The organism is Psychrobacter sp. PSP, from assembly GCF_024085615.1.
Taxonomy (GTDB): domain Bacteria; phylum Pseudomonadota; class Gammaproteobacteria; order Pseudomonadales; family Moraxellaceae; genus Psychrobacter; species Psychrobacter pacificensis.
Genome location: NZ_JABLTF010000014.1, coordinates 62,965 through 80,698, shown reverse-complemented (window position 1 = coordinate 80,698; position 17,734 = coordinate 62,965). Strand labels below are relative to the sequence as shown.

Below are 17,734 nucleotides of genomic sequence, written 5' to 3'. Positions count from 1 at the left end.
ATATTGAGTAACTTATGACCGCAGCAACCTTATTTACGCCAAACATCCCTTCTCACTCTGACGATATATCTAATGAATCAGACTTTAATCGTTATGTTTTAGAGGCTGATGCTGAAGAGGGTAGCAATGAAGATATCGTTGATGAACAGTCTACTGACTCACAATCGCCTACTGAATCTGCGGCTTTTCGTAAGCTACAAAAGAAGCTTCGTCGCCAAGTCTCTTGGGCCATTCGTGATTTTAATATGATTGAAGACGGTGATGTGGTGATGGTCTGTGTCTCGGGCGGTAAAGACAGCTATACCTTGCTGGATATTTTGCTCCTACTAAAACGTATCGCCCCCATTCATTTCGATATCGTCGCAGTCAATCTTGACCAAAAGCAGCCCGGCTATCCTGAAGATATTCTGCCTGCTTATCTAAACGAGCAGGGCATTGCCCATTATATCTTGGAAAAAGACACGTATAGTATTGTCAAAAGTGTGGTGCCAGAAGGCAAGACCTATTGCTCAGCGTGTTCACGTCTGCGCCGTGGTTCGTTGTATGGTTTTGCTAAGCAGATTGGTGCGACCAAAATCGCCTTGGGTCATCATCGCGATGACATGCTGGCGACTTTCTTCTTGAATTTATTTCATGGCGGCGCGCTCAAATCAATGCCGCCTAAACTGCTGAGTGATGACAAGCAAAACCTGCTGATTCGTCCATTGGCGTATGTCGAAGAAAAAGACATCATCGAGTATGCCAAATTAAAAGAATTCCCGATTATTCCTTGTAATCTGTGTGGCAGCCAGACCAATCTACAACGTGCCATTATCAATGACATGCTACGCGAATGGGATGACGCTCATCCGCAGCGTTTGGCGTCTATCTTTAAGGCAATGCAAAACGTAGCGCCATCACAGTTAGCGGATCGTGAGTTGTTTGACTTTGAGACACTCAGTCTTGATCGTGATAACGACGAGCGTTTGTTTGAAGGGGATAATATTCAATCAGGGCAGACCGACAGTCTGGCTGAGATTGGTTTGCCGGTATCACCAAAGACGCAAACGTTCAATCCTAAGTTTGCTAGCGATAAGCCGTATGCAACAGAATCAGACAATGCTGTAACAAGTAGAACTACACCTCAGAAAATTCCAACAATTAACCCACTTATTTAGCATCTCATGAGCGAATACTGATCGAGTAACCCATAAAAAACCAGCCATTCATAAAGAAAAGGCTGGTTTTTTAAATGTAGATATTAGGGCATAGCTTAATAATATTAACTTTTAGCAAAGACAGGTAAAGGTTTAAAGCTAACCTCTGAGCGCGGAAGCTTGGCGACATCTTGCATACGCCAATCGTCCTTGCCATCGTTATTCACTTGCAGGTAATATTTGGCTTTTACCGAATCAAGATTTACTTGGGCGCTGTATTTATTGCCTTCAACATGCTTTAGCACGACGTCACGGTCTTTTTTGATATCGGTGGCATGCGAGATTGAAAGATTAAGCGTATCGGGATAAGTAAGTGGCTGGCCGTTCAATAGCTTGCCTGACTGCACACTTTGCTCAGGATAATTGAGATAAAACACAACATCGCCATTATCCGCAAATTGCATTTTGCCATGCAAGTCCAAGTCATAAGCAAGCTTGTCACGTGATACGTCGTGATAGAGCGTCTTGCCATCCATATACCAGTCGTCACGTACCACGCTGTCGCGGATCTGGTAAGAGTAGTAGACAAACCAGATACAAGCGATCACGACCGCAGCTGGCATGCCAATCACAAAAATCATAACCATGTAATTCTTGTACCATGGCTGAGTATCTTGATGTTTAAAATTCGGTGCTGGATTAGACATAAAATACCTATTTATCAGATACTTATTTATCAAAGATCTGCTTATCAGATATCGACAAATGGTATCAACGGACAATTTGACGGCTACCTGCTGCCAGTTTAACCATAAATCATTCACCCGATAGCCTTTGACTCTCAAAGTCGCTGACTACCGAATGACATAAAGGAAACTAAATAATCAGTTCAGTGATGAATTACTGACCTTGAGTCGTAAAGACGTTTTGCTTACTGACTTTGTACTTACCGTCTTCACTGGTCACATTTAACGTCACTGGCGTTTGACCAAATTCAATCACATCAGGGTCACCGTAAATACTGACAGGCATATCGAAGCTTTCGCCTGCTTCTAAGGGTACATCGTTGAAGCGCAGCTCTAAACTCAGACCCTCTTGCGGTGCGAGCGTTATTTTATAATTGTGTGGCTCTTGGGTTTTGTTGGTTAGCTTGACGATATAGCTGTTCTCAATCATGCCTTGGGTATTGATAGATGATAACTGGTTACGATCACGGCGGATATCAATCTCTAGCGGCACGCGGTCTGTCAACGCATAGATAACCCCGCCACATAGCACTGCCAATAGCGCCAAATAAGCAAATAATCGTGGACGAAATACACGGCTCGGTTCTTTTTCGACCAGCTGACGCTCGGTTGTATAACGAATCAGCCCGCGTGGATAGCCGACTTTGTCCATGATTTCGTTGCAGGCATCAATACAGGCGGCGCACTGAATACAGGCAACTTGCAAGCCATCACGAATATCGATACCAGTGGGGCAGACCTGCACACACATGGTACATTCGATACAGTCACCCAGCTCTTCAGGGTGTGTGCCTTTTTTACGCGCGCCGCGTGGCTCACCACGCTCATAGTCGTAAGAGACAATCAGCGTATCTTTATCAAACATCACACTTTGGAAGCGGCCATAAGGACAAATCTGTACACACATCTGCTCACGCATATAACCTGCATTGGCATAAGTGGCAAAGGTAAAGATAAACATCGATATCCATACCCATGTTGGCCAGTCAGGAAAAGGAATCAGTCCCACGGTCTGCCAGCTATGATAAAGCGAATCTGTACCTGCCACATAACTGACAAAGGTTGCTGCTGTAATCACAGAAAGTACAAACCAAATCGCATAGACTACCGTTCGCTTGAACACTTTACTCGCGCTCATAGGCGATTTATCAAACTTCATGCGCTTATTGCGATCACCAATGACCCATTTTTCAACGTACTGGTAGAGATGCGTCCAGATGGTTTGTGGACAAGCATAACCACACCAAACGCGGCCAGCATATACAGTCACCATAAACAAAGTAAACGCTGCAATAATGGCAAATGCGGCAATAAAATAAAAATCTTGAGTCAAAAAAGTCAAACCAAAAATATAGTAATGCTGTGAGGGAACATCAAACCATATTGCTTGTCTGCCATTATAACGCAGCCACGGTAAAATTAAAAAAGCGGCCAAAAGGGCATACATCGTGATGACACGAATATTTTGATAAAACCCTGTCACAAACCTCGGATGTACCCGATGCTTGGTGGCATCAAGATCGACTTGTCGTACGGGAATTTTATTGGATGATTGCTGTGCTGACATAAACGTGCCTCTTTAAAAAAGAATCAGTCTGCTGGCATGATGAACAAATACCTCTCGTCGTGAAGTATATGAATGTATGATGTTATCAATGTCAGTAAATAATGGATAGCGACTTGAATAAAAGTCCTCTAGTACACTTACTAAATAATTGATTATAAGTGGGTAATTAGATCGAGCTAAGACATCATCAGTCTGGCTCGTTAGCCATTTGGAAAACAGCTATTCTAACATTCTCCATACTAACAATGGGGTAATAATCGTAAAAAGCAATCACTATAGATCATAATAATGTCTACTGAGAAGTATCTGTGATAGCGACTATTAGGTAAATTCTGCAAAAATAAACGAAAAAAGGAGAACTGTACTGACAGTCCTCCCTTTATTAAATCTCATCCATGTACAGTACGGCAATAGTGTCTTAGTTAGCAGTAGCTTCTTTGGTCGCTACTGGCTGAGTCGCTGCAGTATTTGCCATCGCAGTTTCAGGTGCTTTGCCAGTTTTGTCCGATAGTGAGTAGACGTAAGCGGCAAGTAGCATGATACGCTCATTACCTAGCTTCGTTTCCCACTGAGGCATTACACCTGCGCGGCCATAACGTAGCGTTTCACGAATGGTCTCGCGATCACCACCATATAACCAGATATTATCCGTCAAATTCGGTGCGCCAGCTGAAATCATACCTTTACCATCTGGTCCATGACAAAGAACGCAGTTGGTCGGCTCATGAAAAATAACTTTACCTTGAGCAACTTTCGTTTGATCAAGATCATAGTCATTTTGGTTGCCTGATAGTGATAAGACATATTCAGCGACCGCACGTATGCCGTCTTCACCAAGCTGATCACGCCATGCTGCCATACCACCAACACGACCATTGTGTAGCGTGGTCAAGATGTTACCGGCTTTACCACCATACAACCAATCATTGTCAGTCAAATTAGGATAGCCTGGGGCACCCTTAGCATTCGAGCCATGACATACTGCACAGTTCTGTAAGAACAAACGGCTACCAACTTTTAAAGCATTTGGATTTTCAGACAGTTTTTCGACATAAGGCGCAAGTTCTGTGACCTTCTCATCGATTTGTGCCTGTAGATCCGCTGGTGGATTGTCACTGCGACGCATGGTCGCTTGTAGCTCGTTTAGCGTCGCTAGTGTCGCGGTTGCGCCTGCTGCATCTGCTTTAACCAAGATATTCTTTTCAAAGTTATCTGTAAATACTTTGTTGTTGCTCTCAAGCTCACTGAACAGCTCGTTTTTAGAAGTCCATGGTACATCTTCACCATCGACTTTTATGGTTGCAAGACCGTTCCAGTTTCCCGGAAGCATGGCTGGGAAAAACACCCAGTAAACCACGCCCCAGACGATTGAGCCAAAAAATATCACTAACCACCATTTAGGAAGTGGTTTATCGTATTCTCGGATACCATCGTATTCATGACCAGTGGTACCGTCTTCTTCAACCTCTGGCTTGTATTTTAATACAAACAGCAGAACGCCAAGAATGAACGCCCAACAACCAAAACTGATTAGCGTAATCCAAGAACTCCAAAAAAATGTCATCATTTATCCTTATTGCGCTGCTCTTCAGACAGAGATCTAATATCCTCGTCATCAAGCGCAAGTTGTGCATCTTCTTCGAAGCGTTTTTTGTTTTTTGGCGAATACGCCCACCATGCAACGCCTACGAAGGCAATAAAGGCAGAAACGGTCGCAATTGTTTGTAATTCACCAATACCCATTAGCGCTGTCCTTCCATTGCGGTACCTAACTGCTGTAGATAGGCAACCAAAGCATCAAGCTCAGTGGCGCCAAGTACGGCATCTGGAGCACCTTCGATATCTTCTTCAGTATAAGGCACACCGAAGCGATCACGGAATAGACGCATTTTAGCTTGAATGTTCTCACCATCGACTTCGTTCTCGGCCAACCACGGGAAACCTGGCATGACTGACTCAGGCACTAGCGAACGTGGATTGATTAGATGCTGCTTTTGCCAATCTTCAGAATAACGGCCACCAACACGTGCTAAGTCTGGTCCAGTACGTTTCGATCCCCATAAAAACGGGTGATCCCACGTAGACTCAGCGGCACGTGAGTATGGTCCATAACGTTCAACTTCTGCACGTAGTGGGCGAACCATTTGCGTATGACAAACGTGACATCCTTCACGGATATAAATATCACGACCTTCAAATTCAAGCGCAGTCCAAGGCTCCATAGCGGGAAGGGGCTTGTTCAAACCGCCTTCTTCAGGACTGTCGTTGTTATAAATCAAAGGCACGATTTCAACTAGCGTTGCAAAACTGATAGCAATGACGATGCCAATGACTAACAAGCCTGTATTTTTTTCAATAATTTCATGCGGTGTACCAGCCATGATCGCTCCTTATACGTTAGCTGTCGAAGGTTTTTCGACACTAGGTTCATGATCCGTTGGATCAGCGACATCTACAGGCTTACCTTCTGGCATTTTGAGTGTTTTATAGCAGTTATAAGCCATAACAAACATACCCGATACATATAAGAAGCCACCAAAAGCTCGGCCAATATATGGGAAATGCGAGAATTCAACAGTATCAACGAAGCTATATACCAAAGTACCGTCTGGGTTAGTAGCAAGCCACATCATGCCTTGGCCGATACCTGAGATCCACATAGACACGATATAGAAAATCGTTCCTGCAGTCGCCAGCCAAAAATGCGTGGTGATTAAGCTGATAGAGTACATTTTGGGTTTGTTATAGACACGTGGTAACAGCACATATAGCGAACCAATCGTAATCATACCAACCCAGCCAAGTGCGCCTGAGTGTACGTGACCAACTGTCCAGTCAGTGTTATGCGATAAAGCATTTACTGTCTTGATTGACATCATTGGGCCTTCGAACGTCGACATCGCGTAGAACGACAACGCCACAATCATAAAGCGAATGATCGGATCGGTACGTAGCTTATCCCAACTACCTGATAGCGTGAGTACACCGTTAATCATACCACCCCAAGAGGGTGCAAATAGAATGATGGAGAATACCATTGCCAATGACTGCGTCCAATCAGGAAGCGCTGAATAATGCAAATGGTGACCACCAGCCCACATATAGGAAGCAATCAATGCCCAAAAGTGAACGATAGACAAGCGATAAGAGTAGATAGGACGACCAATCTGTACTGGAACGAAGTAATACATCATGCCAAGGAAAGCTGCCGTTAAGTAAAAACCTACCGCGTTATGCCCGTACCACCACTGGACCATGGCATCAGTTGCACCGCCAAATAGCGAGTAAGATTTGAACGCACTAACAGGAATAGCCATGCTGTTTACGATGTGTAGTAGTGCAATCGTAATAATGAAGGCGGCAAAGAACCAGTTAGCCACATAAATATGTGAGGTTTTGCGTTTGATGAGTGTACCAAAAAATACGATGGCATAAGAGATCCATACCAAAGCAATTAAGATATCGATAGGCCACTCAAGCTCAGCGTACTCTTTACTTGACGTCAAACCTAGAGGAAGGGTAATAACAGCAGAAACAATCACTGCTTGCCAACCCCAAAAGGTAAACCAAGCCAAATATGGCGCAAATAAGCGCGTCTTGCAGGTACGCTGAACGATATAGTAAGACGTTGCGAACAAGGCACAGCCACCGAACGCAAAAATCACCGCATTGGTGTGCAGTGGTCTTAAATGACTAAAGGTCAGCCATGGAATGTCAAAGTTTAGTGATGGCCATGCTAACTGTGAAGCAATGAACACACCAAGACTCATGCCGACGATGCCCCAAACGACAGCCATGATCGTAAAAAATCTTACGATAGTAATTTCATACTCACGGTCAACTGGGGCGACTGCTGTGTTTTGTAAACTCATTGGATGATTCCTTTACAGCCCGAATTATCAACAGAATTAACCAACAGTCCGCATTATAGATATTATAAAAACTTATAAACCTACAATAGCTACGGTACATAATGTTTTTTGACCTTTTATCACCATAATCTTATTAACTATCAATTTAGGCTTTGATTTTATGTCAGTTGATACTGATGGATAAAATGAGGCGCTTCGTGCACCTTGTTTACAGCCAATCGATAGTAGGATTGTTAATACATCATCAAGATAAATAAAAAGACGCGCCGTTTTTGAGCATCAAACATCTTATGAGGCTAAATATATATCTTAATTATTACGAAAAAATCTGTACTAATGAAGATAGATACCCATATCTATAGGGCTATAAAAACGCACTGACCATAGATGTATGCTAGCGGCGGCTGACAAAAAACATGTTTATGTAATGTTTGGTTAAAACTCCCGACTCTGTTTAAGGGTATTGTAACGCAATCCTAATTAAATATCATCAGAACTATGCGGCAAAATACAAACTCTTTGGTATAAATGATAGCGAGCAACTTATTATTATTGCGCTACTTGCTTATTTTATACCCAATTTTGTCACTATTCTAGATGCGTGTTTGCATCAAACTAAGACAAACGTTGCTAAATATAATTGTGATATTCGAAAGGAATTTTGTAACAATCGTACCACTAGCGGCACAAATAGGTTTTACTTCTCATCAAGTCGCCCCTTATAATGAGCCTGAACATATTTAATGCCCGTATACTTGTGGGCTATTAATAACAGGCATTTTAATAATTTGCTAGTCAGGTTAATGCGTAAAATAGCAGCGTTAACCCAACAAAACACCCGTTAAGGATAATAATATGGCAGTTTTTTTGACAGATGAATGGTTTGAGCAAGTGGAGAAAATGGGCAGTGAGGCGGGTGAGTTAAACTTGCCACCAGCACTTGCTAATATGATTGTTAACCTAAAAGTGTCTGATACTGACAAAGATATCGAAGCCAACTTTGCCGATGGTTTATTACATCGTGGTCTAAATAGTAACGGCACGACGACTTTATTATTAGATCGTAGCATTCTACAGTCTATCATCACTGATTTTGACACCAATCAAATTATGGGTGCTTTTATGAGCGGTAAAATTCGCGTTGAAGGGGATATGTCACAATTGATGGCAGTACAGACTGCTCGTCCAAGCGCTGAGCAAAAAGAGTTGTATAAGCGTATCAAATCAATGACGACGATGGCGTAGATCTTATATTGAATGGTTTGTACTCAAGCCATTGATATACAATTCACTCAGATATACAAAAGCCCCTATTTAGGGGCTTTTTATTGTGTAAAAAACTAGGCATAACACGTAATACAATAGGCTGTTATATTCAGTAACTAGCTGGCTTTAGACTGCGCCGACGCTTGCTGATTCTCTTTATATATCGCTGCCTGCAACCAGACATTGGCTTGTACATAGTCATGCACTTTAATGCTGGCGGTCTCTGGCGTATTAAGCGCACCAATACGTACGACAAAGGGATCTGCATCCTGCTCACGTAATGTCACTACATCAAACAAAATGACAGATTTATCGTTAAATATCGTTTCTTGTTTGCCAAGCACTTGACCTTGACACCAAGCCTCATCTTCTTGCCCTAAAGTATCGCCAAATAAATAAGCACACATGTGTCCTAAGTTGATTTCGACCGGTGCCATTTGTTCTTCGGTTTCAGGTTTCCATTCACTGATTTGCGCTTGCAGATCGTCTGGAATTTTTCCGTCATTAGCCGCGACGATATCGTTAAACGCACGGTGATAGCGGATAGATTCTTGGTCTTCTACCATGATGACTTCGTTTTGCTCACTGAGCTTAATCTCGTGCGCCCATGCGCTAAAGTTAACGAAATAAGACGTATCGCGCTGATACAAGTGACGGTTGGTGGTATAGAGCTGATCAAACGCATAAATAATGCTGCCATCAGCCGTGCGTAAGCGTAATACCGCATCGTGTAAGTTGTCATTGACAATGACGCGCTCGATTTTACAGTCAAGCCCATAAGGACTATCAACACAAGGATAAGCATTGATGAAGCGCTCAGGCTTACCGTCTTTCATTGCAAGTACTTGATTGATATGGCAGGGCTTGTCTTCTGATAACAACAAACAGCTGTCTTTTGCACTGACGTTGTTGTTCAGACCTTTAGGCATTGCCGCCACTTCGATCATTTTTTGTAGCCACTCTGGCACATCATTGCTCATATCATCGGTCAAAATACGCCAATGATCGCCATGACCTGCAGACTGTTCATCGGTCAGTGTGATCTTGGTAGGAGTTTGAATGTTTTTATATTGATAATTTATGGTCATGAAAATACTCAAAATTAAGTCAGCGTGGGGTTTGTGTCTAATACTGTAGTGCGACGGTTACTTACGTACCATTCAGTATTTCAAATAACTGGTTTATGATGTCAGCGACATTACCAGCAAAGTGTGAACAAACCACAATGAGGGTTAATGACAATTGTCTTTAGCATATAATATATAGGTATTGACATATCTAATAGCAAGGCCTCTATAAAAAATAATAACAAAACCCAGTTTTTTGGTAAAAAATACTCTTAGTATCGGCTAATGACTGGCACATATTGGCTAAATTGTGTCAAACTAGCTCCCTTTTGACGGCTGTCCTCGGCTCGTCTGATCTCCTGTTTTGTGTTTGATTTATATGTGAGTAGTAGCAGCTGTATGATGCATTTACTACTGCTCGTGATGCAACCTATATAAAGTCGCACGTAGATAAGATAAAGAGTTTGAATATGTTTCGTCCTTTAGCGTTATTTATCGGCTTACGATATACCCGAGCAGAGCGTAGTAATGGCTTTATCTCCTTTATATCCCTGATTTCAATGATTGGTCTGACGCTTGGGGTTGCCGTATTGATTACGGTGCTATCGGTCATGAATGGTTTTGATCGAGAATTAAAAACCCGTATTTTGGGCATGGTGCCGCAAGCCACCGTGGTCTCAACTGAGATTATTGGTGATTGGGAGCAGCTCGCTGATAAGATTAAAGAAGATCCAGAAGTATCAGATGTCGCCCCCTTTATCCAATTGCAAGGGATGCTGACATCAAACGGTCAGGTCGCCGGGATTATGGTGACTGGCGTCGAGCCTGAATACGAAAAAAACGTCTCTATCATTAATGATCATATGGTCGAGGGCAGTATTGATACCTTGCAAAGTGGTGACTTTAGCATTGTATTGGGTGAAGAGATGGTGCAGTCTTTGGGCTTGCAGATAGGGGACAAAGTGACTTTGGTGCTGCCAGAAGCATCGCCATCGCCAGCCGGTGTGATACCGCGGTTTAAGCGCTTTACTTTGACAGGTATTTTTACCATCAGCCCAGAGGTAGACAGTCTGATGGCGTTCATCCCGATGGGTGATGCAGCAAAACTGCTGCGTCTGCCAGAAGGGGCGCAAGGCGTGCGTATGAAGCTCAATGATATCTTTACTGCGCCGATTGCCGCAGAAAAAGCCGCTGCTATTTCTCCTCAGCAGTTGTTCCCCAATGATTGGACGCAGACGCACGGCAATCTATTTGGTGCAATTCAGATGGAAAAAGCCATGGTTGGTTTGCTACTATTTTTAATCATCTTAGTTGCCGCTTTCAACATTGTCTCAAGTCTTGTGATGCTCGTCACTGACAAAAAAGCAGATATTGCCATTCTAAAAACCTTTGGTGCGTCTCCTCGTTTGATTACCCAAGTCTTTATGGTACAAGGCGTGGTCATCGGTGTGATCGGTACCGTTGCTGGTACGATATTGGGTGTGATATTCGCACTCACCGTCAGTGATATTTTAGGCTTTATTAATCAAGTCTTTAATTTGAATCTGTTTGATGCTTATTTTGTGAATTATTTGCCGTCAGAGTTGCGTTTACTTGACGTGGTATTCATTACAGGTGCCTCATTTATATTGAGCTTTTTGGCAACGATTTATCCAGCACGCCGAGCGGCTAAAATTCAGCCTGCCCAGACACTACGTTATGAGTAATTCAATCGCATAAATAAAATAAAGGAAGCGCTATGTCTGCCATTTTAAAGGCGACCAATATCAATAAAATATATGATGAGGGAGCCGTTAGTACGCAAGTTTTGACGGGCCTCGATCTGACAGTTCATGCTGGTGAGCGCATTGCTATTGTCGGGACCAGTGGTTCAGGAAAAAGTACCTTGCTACATTTGCTTGGTGGTTTAGATACGCCCACGAGTGGTGAAGTCTGGTTACATGGTCAGTTATTAAATAGCATGAATGAGACCGAACGCGGCGCGATGCGCAACAAGCATTTGGGTTTTATTTATCAGTTTCACCATTTGCTAGCAGAGTTTACCGCAGTCGAGAACGTTGCGATGCCTTTACTGATGCGTCCAGAAGTATCAACGACTGACGCTCGCAAGCAAGCGATTGAGATTCTCGAAAACGTCGGTCTAGATCATCGGTTGATGCACAGACCGGGTGAGCTATCAGGTGGTGAGCGTCAGCGTGTGGCGATTGCGCGCGCACTAGTTACCAAGCCTTCGCTTATCTTGGCGGATGAGCCAACTGGTAACTTGGATTATGACAATGCGCAAAGTGTCTTTGCATTGCTATCAGAGCTACAAAGCACGATGCAAACAGCACTTTTGATGGTGACACATGATCGCAACTTGGCGGCGCTTGCTGATCGTCAATTATTGCTACGTAATGGTCATTGGGAACAGTATTAACGTCTATATATGTTGAGATTTTCAGATGAATATAAGTGTCATAAATTGGCACTTATAAGGGTTGTCCTAACGAAATATATTGTTGTATTATCAAGTAAATATCTCATAGCAAAAGATATAAAAGCTTGATTAACTAGCTGCTATATCTATTTTATAGGACTCCGAATAATGAACAAAGATGACAATCCAATCGCCGCTTTTGGCAGTGCTGAAGAAGGCGATGAGCCGTTAAAGCCTTATATCGATCCAACCTTGTTTGACACCATCGATAGACAAGAACAAAAGGATCTTATCACCCCCGTGTTTGATGCGATCACTTTGGCTGGGGTTGACTATGATTTAAAGGTTCAAGACAGCGCGACAGGTAAGCGTTATACGCTCTGTAAAAACGACGAGGTTATTGAGATCGTCTCTATGGATAAAGATTTTACGGATAAGCTTATAGATGCCATAGAAAGAACCAAAGAAGAGTGATAGCTATTGCTTCAGACGCTGACGTTGATACTGTTTAATATTAATACCGTTTAATGATGTTAAACGGTATTAATATTTAGGCGATTTATCATCAGGTTTTTGCTGACGTTTTTGCCAACTTACGACCGTCTTGTAACGCCAAATCGCTTTAAAAGCAAGTCCACAAATGATGCTGGTTATAACCGCTAAAATCGTTAGCCCTATACAAAATGCTGTAAGCGATACAGTGCCCTTATAAGTAATAAAAGGGTTGGCGCCATCTGATAATGCCCATAAGCTAAAATCAGCAATCATTCTGCCGATAAAGCGCAAACTGATCACTGGTGCATCAATGATTTTTGCCCCGATATAATACCCAGCATAAAAGATAGGCAAGCTGGTGACTGGATTGGTAATCCACGTCAGACCGAGAGCCATAGGCACATTGGCTCGAAAAATAAGTGAGCCAATCAAAGCCAGCAACATCTGTCCTGGCAGTGGAAAAAATGCGCTAAGCACGCCAATATAGACTGCTTTATTTAAGCTATGGCGGTTGAAGTGCCATAACCGAGGATCTGCCAAATGCGGGGCGAACAGTTTTAGGGTGCGACTTTCTAGGATTTTTTCCGGTGTAGGAAGCAGGTCTTTTAGACGTTTGTGGGGCACAGTATCGCCTTTAATCGTTAACGACAGTCCGCTCAATTGTATTGATGGGCTGGTATAAAGTAATATTATGGATAAAAAATACCGATGAGAATACATAGAGTGGTGATGGTAGAAAGCCATCATTTTAATATGCCTCATCAGTATAGGGTAATATAAATATAAATGCTATTGCCTCACAGATATGATGCTTCAGTCGCTTCTAAAATGTCGATAAAAATGGCTGCTTTGGCGCCTTATTATCATCAATAACTGGCGTTAGCTGCATTATAATATTTTGCTCATCAAGCAAGGAGTGCTGGTGTATTGGTTAGTTGGTAGCCTAGTAATTATTGCTATGATGGGTGTGTTGGCAGTTGCAGATAATGTGGCGATGCCGATCGACATGCCTTTATTGAATGTGGTCAGCGCCACAGGTTTGCTTTGGTTGCTTGTCATATTTACTATTATTCTGCTTAGTGCTACTCAACTTAATAGCCCTTCAGTAAATACTCAAAGTACCAATAAAACGCGTTCTGTCAGCTCACCTAATGATGTTAAATTGTCACTTTTTAGCAAATACTTCTTATTTGGTCTATTAGCCATTGGGTTGGTCGTGGGTAGCGCGCTACAAGCGCTAGTTGCACATCAGCAAGCCGAAACGACCAAAATCACTGACTCTATACGTGTACAAGCACTCGTTCGTATCGAAGGGATAAGTGACAGTGTATATGATGCCAGTACAGATAGCGGCTATCGACAAGTAGCAGTGGTCACGCATTTAATGCCATTAGTCGCTGAGTTGACTCCCCAAGATTTGGCAGATAGTACAAGGAATTATTCGAAGGAAGAAAATAATAGCCTAAGTAAAAGCTATAGTGACAATTTTGAAAAAAAACCCAATAATCATATCGAATACCGAGTATTGCTCAATGCCTATCCAAAAAACACATCAAATAATGACTCGTTCTCAAATTTAAATGATTTGCAGCCAGGCGATGAGCTATTTATGAGCTTGGCACTGGTACCATTGTCTACCTCCAAGCAAGCAATAAGCAACCCGTCTGGTTTTGATGGTTATCGCTGGTTGCGAGGTCGACACATTGATGGTGTGGCAAATATACTGGCGGTTAGTGCGTTGACTGTCAGCAAAAGCAATAACGATGAAGCTTTACAACAAGCATCGACGTCTGACTCTTATTTCCAGCGATTTCGTACTCGTATTGATATAGGACGTTGGCAATTAAGAGATCATTTCTATAGAGATTGGCCTGCACAAACCACAGCAGAGCAGCAGGCCAGAGCTGTCACATTGAGTTTGCTCACAGGTGACCGTAGCTTGATCAATCGCGACACCAAGGATCTATATCAACTGGCGGGTATCTCGCATTTGCTTGCAATATCAGGGACACATGTACTGTTTTTAGCCATTGTATTGGGCGGCGCCGTTGTGTTGCTATTCAATCGACTGTGCCCAGTGGTTTATCGCTATATGCCACGCTGGCAAGTGCGTTGGTGGGTAATGATTGGTGCTGCTTTTATTTATGCACTATTTACAGGTTTTGATGTGCCTGCTGCACGTACGGCGTGGATGCTACTGGCTATCGGCTTGGTGAGATTGACATTGCTACCTATCAGTACCATGCGTGTGTTGTTAGCATTAGCTGTCTTGATGGCATGGCAAGATCCGTATGTATTGTGGCAGGCAGGGTATTGGTTGTCCTTCATCGCAGTGGCGCTGTTGCTCAAATACGAAGATACCTCGTATCAGCATACTACAGAGGCTTTGAGATCATCGTACGACGAGCATAGGAGTAAGGGCGATAGAGTGCTCTATCATGCTCTGCGAGCTGGACGGCGTATGTTCAAGCTACAGTTTTGGTTGTTTCTGACGTTATTGCCTATTACGCTGCTCTTATTTGGTAAAGCATCATTGTGGGGACTTATTGTCAATTTATTTGCGATTGGGCTGTTTGGGTGGGTGATTGTACCGCTCAATCTGTTAGCAGGGCTTTTTTACCTGTTATCACCCACGATAGCTGACAGCATTTGGTCTTTAGTAAGTGCCATCGTCGGCAATCTACATGAGTTGATTGGTTGGCTGACATCATTACCAGCATTAACAGACGCATGGTTGTATACGCCAGTTAATATGGCGATATTGCTCATGGTGTTGTTAAGTATAGTACCTTGGCTTTTGCCAAGAGGGCTGCTCAGTCGCTGGTTGGCACTGCCTCCACTGACGCTGTTAATGATGACGGTGTATGCCAATCAGCAGTCACTTGTAACAGTACCGACGTTATATATTTTGCCAACGGGTGATCCCTATATCAGTGCAGCCTTGCTACAATTCCCTTTACATAACCAAAGCGTTAGTAACAGTAAGGATAGATCTTCACTTGCGAAAGACAATACCAGCTGGCTATTTTTGGCCGATCATAGACCAACCGCAACACAGACCATGCCAAGCAATCTCACAGCGGATAAACTATCTGTATCTTTAGAGCAGCAACTGGGCAGTTTGTCAGTTGATAAACTAGAAGGCATCATAGTGCAGAGCAGTAGCACTGTACTGACTGACACGTTGAATGCCAGTGAGCAAAATATGGTCGTTAGCGCCAAAAATTCTGAGTTATTACCGCTGGCAGTTGCGCAGTTAAATCAGCAGCTACCTGTCAGTCAATATTGGCAAGCGGGACGCTCCGAGCGTTGGTCTGCATTCCAGCAAGCCTCTAAAATAGCAGCTCAGTCTAAAGGTAAGACGAATATCAGTGCGCAAGGATGCGAGCAAGGCAAAACATGGCAGGTGGCTAGTGGTGATTTATCCATCCAAGCAATGACAGGCTGGAGCGAGATAGGTGATACTAGCGTGTGGGACTGTACAATTGCGATTGATAGCAGCGTACCTATACAAGTTCTAAGATACAACGCAGCCGATCCGCTAAAGTCATTATCTGTAAACTCTCAAACGAAAATAGCAGATAACCAGTTAGATACGGATCACAAAAACTCGTCTCTATCACGGCTTGTTTTAGACACTGATACCCATCCACGCGTTTGGCAGATGTGGTCATTATTATGTTCAGCTGATTCGAATAACGACAGCATGAGGTTTAAAAATATCACATGGCTTGGTCATAGTGCATCACAGATGACAACTGATGTCATAAGTCGTCAAAGCATCAATGATATTATCACCTACGATGACAAACCTTTAGAAGCGTCTTTATCGCTGAATATAATGGACAACGGTGTTGACGCAGAAGCGATGAGTCCTTAAAAATATTGCTTATACTCGCAGTGTTACAATATGGTGATATTTCACAGTTATACTATTGAACCATTATCGAAATACCACCATACTTACCAGCTTATTCATACCGATAAGTGATGTGACGATAAGATATTTATCTTTTGCGGTCATTATCAGTATCATCTTTTTATTGTTTTAGATTGTTTCTGACTTAGGAAGTTATATGCCCAACTGGCCACCAGACCCAAACAAACGTCCTGATAATTCGGCAAATCAGCCAACGCCAATGCAGCAACCAAACGCGCCGAGCGGACAAGAGTGGAAAGTACTGGAAAACACCTTATTAGCTAGTGTGGTTGAGCAGCGCCGTGCTCGTCGCTGGAGTATTTTCTTTAAACTGTTGACCTTTGGTTATATATTATTGATATTTTTGACCATAGGTCGCGGATGTAGTGGTTCGCCAACAGGTATGGATGCCGTTGATACTAGCTCGCCGCATTTGGCAGTGGTTGAGCTGCAAGGTGTGATCAGTAATGATGATGTGGCCAACGCTTACGATGTCAATGAGGCATTGACAGACGCTTTTGCAAATAGTAACTCTAAAGCGGTGGCGTTAGACATTAACTCACCTGGTGGCTCACCGGTACAGTCTGATGAAATTTGGCAGACTATGATGGATCTGCGTAAAGAATATCCCGATAAAAAGCTTTATGCTGTTATCGGTGATATTGGTGCTTCAGGTGCTTATTATATCGCCTCTGCCGCAGATGAGATCTATGTCAATCCATCGAGCTTGGTTGGTTCTATCGGTGTCATTATGCCAAGTTACAATGTCAAGGGCCTAATGGACAAGGTCGGCGTAGAAGATCGTACTATCACTGCGGGTGAGTACAAAGACATCTTGAGTTTGTCGCGCCCATTGACTGACTACGAAGAAAAACATGTCGAAGGTGTGCTTGCTAATACGCACAAGCATTTCATCAATGCCGTCAAAGAAGGCCGCGGTGATCGCTTGAAAAATCCTGAACAAAACAAACTGTTTTCAGGACTGTTTTGGACCGGTGAGCAATCTATCGAGTTAGGTTTGGCAGACAAAACGGGCAGTATTACAAGCCTCAGTAAACAATTGGATCTTGATACGATCATCAGCTATAGCCCAACCGATCCGTTCCAAATGTTTATGGATCGCTTTGCGGTACAATTGGGTGCAGGCATTGGCTCTAGCATGAGCCTTGATGGGTTTTTGCCCCAAGAAGAAGGTAATGCAAAAATGCGTTAAGCGTTTAATATTTTAGATATACTGTGTATGATTG

General features: G+C 43.0%; 15 protein-coding genes. 7 read left to right on the top strand and 8 right to left on the bottom strand.

What is annotated here, in order from left to right:
• The first annotated feature begins 14 nt into the window (after window positions 1–14).
• On the top strand, window positions 15–1,157 hold the full coding sequence (ttcA, locus tag HL061_RS03860; protein ID WP_071001901.1) for a tRNA 2-thiocytidine(32) synthetase TtcA: 1,143 nt from the start codon (window positions 15–17) through the stop codon (window positions 1,155–1,157).
• A gap of 104 nt (window positions 1,158–1,261) precedes the next feature.
• Here the strand turns inward: ttcA and HL061_RS03855 are convergent, their stop codons facing one another.
• The 6 genes from HL061_RS03855 to ccoN form a co-directional block, all read right to left on the bottom strand.
• Complete coding sequence (locus tag HL061_RS03855) at window positions 1,262–1,843, bottom strand: FixH family protein (protein ID WP_058024761.1); 582 nt, start codon at window positions 1,841–1,843, stop codon at window positions 1,262–1,264.
• A gap of 193 nt (window positions 1,844–2,036) precedes the next feature.
• Window positions 2,037–3,449: a cytochrome c oxidase accessory protein CcoG gene (gene ccoG, locus HL061_RS03850; RefSeq protein ID WP_071001900.1), complete on the bottom strand. Its 1,413-nt coding sequence runs from the start codon at window positions 3,447–3,449 to the stop codon at window positions 2,037–2,039.
• 418 nt (window positions 3,450–3,867) lie between these two features.
• The gene (gene ccoP, locus HL061_RS03845; protein WP_071001899.1) at window positions 3,868–5,013 is read right to left on the bottom strand and encodes a cytochrome-c oxidase, cbb3-type subunit III; all 1,146 of its coding nucleotides are present in this window, start codon (window positions 5,011–5,013) and stop codon (window positions 3,868–3,870) included.
• The gene (locus HL061_RS03840) at window positions 5,013–5,192 is read right to left on the bottom strand and encodes a CcoQ/FixQ family Cbb3-type cytochrome c oxidase assembly chaperone (RefSeq protein WP_058024764.1); all 180 of its coding nucleotides are present in this window, start codon (window positions 5,190–5,192) and stop codon (window positions 5,013–5,015) included. The genes ccoP and HL061_RS03840 overlap by 1 nt, the downstream gene beginning before the upstream one ends.
• Window positions 5,192–5,830, bottom strand: a complete 639-nt coding sequence (gene ccoO, locus HL061_RS03835; RefSeq protein WP_071001898.1) for a cytochrome-c oxidase, cbb3-type subunit II — start codon at window positions 5,828–5,830, stop codon at window positions 5,192–5,194. The genes HL061_RS03840 and ccoO overlap by 1 nt, the downstream gene beginning before the upstream one ends.
• Before the next feature lie 9 nt (window positions 5,831–5,839).
• Window positions 5,840–7,321, bottom strand: a complete 1,482-nt coding sequence (gene ccoN, locus HL061_RS03830; RefSeq protein ID WP_071001897.1) for a cytochrome-c oxidase, cbb3-type subunit I — start codon at window positions 7,319–7,321, stop codon at window positions 5,840–5,842.
• A gap of 855 nt (window positions 7,322–8,176) precedes the next feature.
• Between ccoN and HL061_RS03825 the strand changes: the two genes are divergently transcribed.
• Window positions 8,177–8,566 (top strand): SCP-2 sterol transfer family protein, encoded by a 390-nt coding sequence (locus HL061_RS03825; RefSeq protein ID WP_071001896.1) that lies wholly within the window; start codon window positions 8,177–8,179, stop codon window positions 8,564–8,566.
• A gap of 137 nt (window positions 8,567–8,703) precedes the next feature.
• Here the strand turns inward: HL061_RS03825 and HL061_RS03820 are convergent, their stop codons facing one another.
• Entirely contained in the window at window positions 8,704–9,675 is a 972-nt protein-coding gene (locus HL061_RS03820) for a hypothetical protein (protein ID WP_071001895.1), read from the bottom strand.
• A 449-nt stretch (window positions 9,676–10,124) separates the two neighbouring features.
• Between HL061_RS03820 and HL061_RS03815 the strand changes: the two genes are divergently transcribed.
• From HL061_RS03815 to HL061_RS03805, 3 genes are all read left to right on the top strand, one after another.
• Complete coding sequence (locus tag HL061_RS03815) at window positions 10,125–11,360, top strand: lipoprotein-releasing ABC transporter permease subunit (protein ID WP_071001894.1); 1,236 nt, start codon at window positions 10,125–10,127, stop codon at window positions 11,358–11,360.
• A 32-nt stretch (window positions 11,361–11,392) separates the two neighbouring features.
• Window positions 11,393–12,073 (top strand): lipoprotein-releasing ABC transporter ATP-binding protein LolD, encoded by a 681-nt coding sequence (lolD, locus tag HL061_RS03810; RefSeq protein ID WP_071001893.1) that lies wholly within the window; start codon window positions 11,393–11,395, stop codon window positions 12,071–12,073.
• Between the two features lie 168 nt (window positions 12,074–12,241).
• Entirely contained in the window at window positions 12,242–12,547 is a 306-nt protein-coding gene (locus tag HL061_RS03805) for a hypothetical protein (RefSeq protein WP_058024771.1), read from the top strand.
• Window positions 12,548–12,616: 69 nt separating this feature from the next.
• Here HL061_RS03805 and HL061_RS03800 read toward each other — a convergent pair whose 3' ends face one another.
• Entirely contained in the window at window positions 12,617–13,192 is a 576-nt protein-coding gene (locus HL061_RS03800) for a DUF2062 domain-containing protein (RefSeq protein ID WP_227517179.1), read from the bottom strand.
• Window positions 13,193–13,490: 298 nt separating this feature from the next.
• On the opposite strand from HL061_RS03800, the gene HL061_RS03795 reads away from it, so the two are divergent.
• Together HL061_RS03795 and sppA are read left to right on the top strand one after the other, a co-directional pair.
• Entirely contained in the window at window positions 13,491–16,448 is a 2,958-nt protein-coding gene (locus HL061_RS03795) for a ComEC/Rec2 family competence protein (RefSeq protein WP_071001892.1), read from the top strand.
• A 259-nt stretch (window positions 16,449–16,707) separates the two neighbouring features.
• A complete protein-coding gene (gene sppA, locus HL061_RS03790) occupies window positions 16,708–17,700 on the top strand; it encodes a signal peptide peptidase SppA (RefSeq protein WP_197496772.1) in 993 nt (330 codons plus the stop codon).
• The last annotated feature ends 34 nt before the right edge of the window (window positions 17,701–17,734 follow it).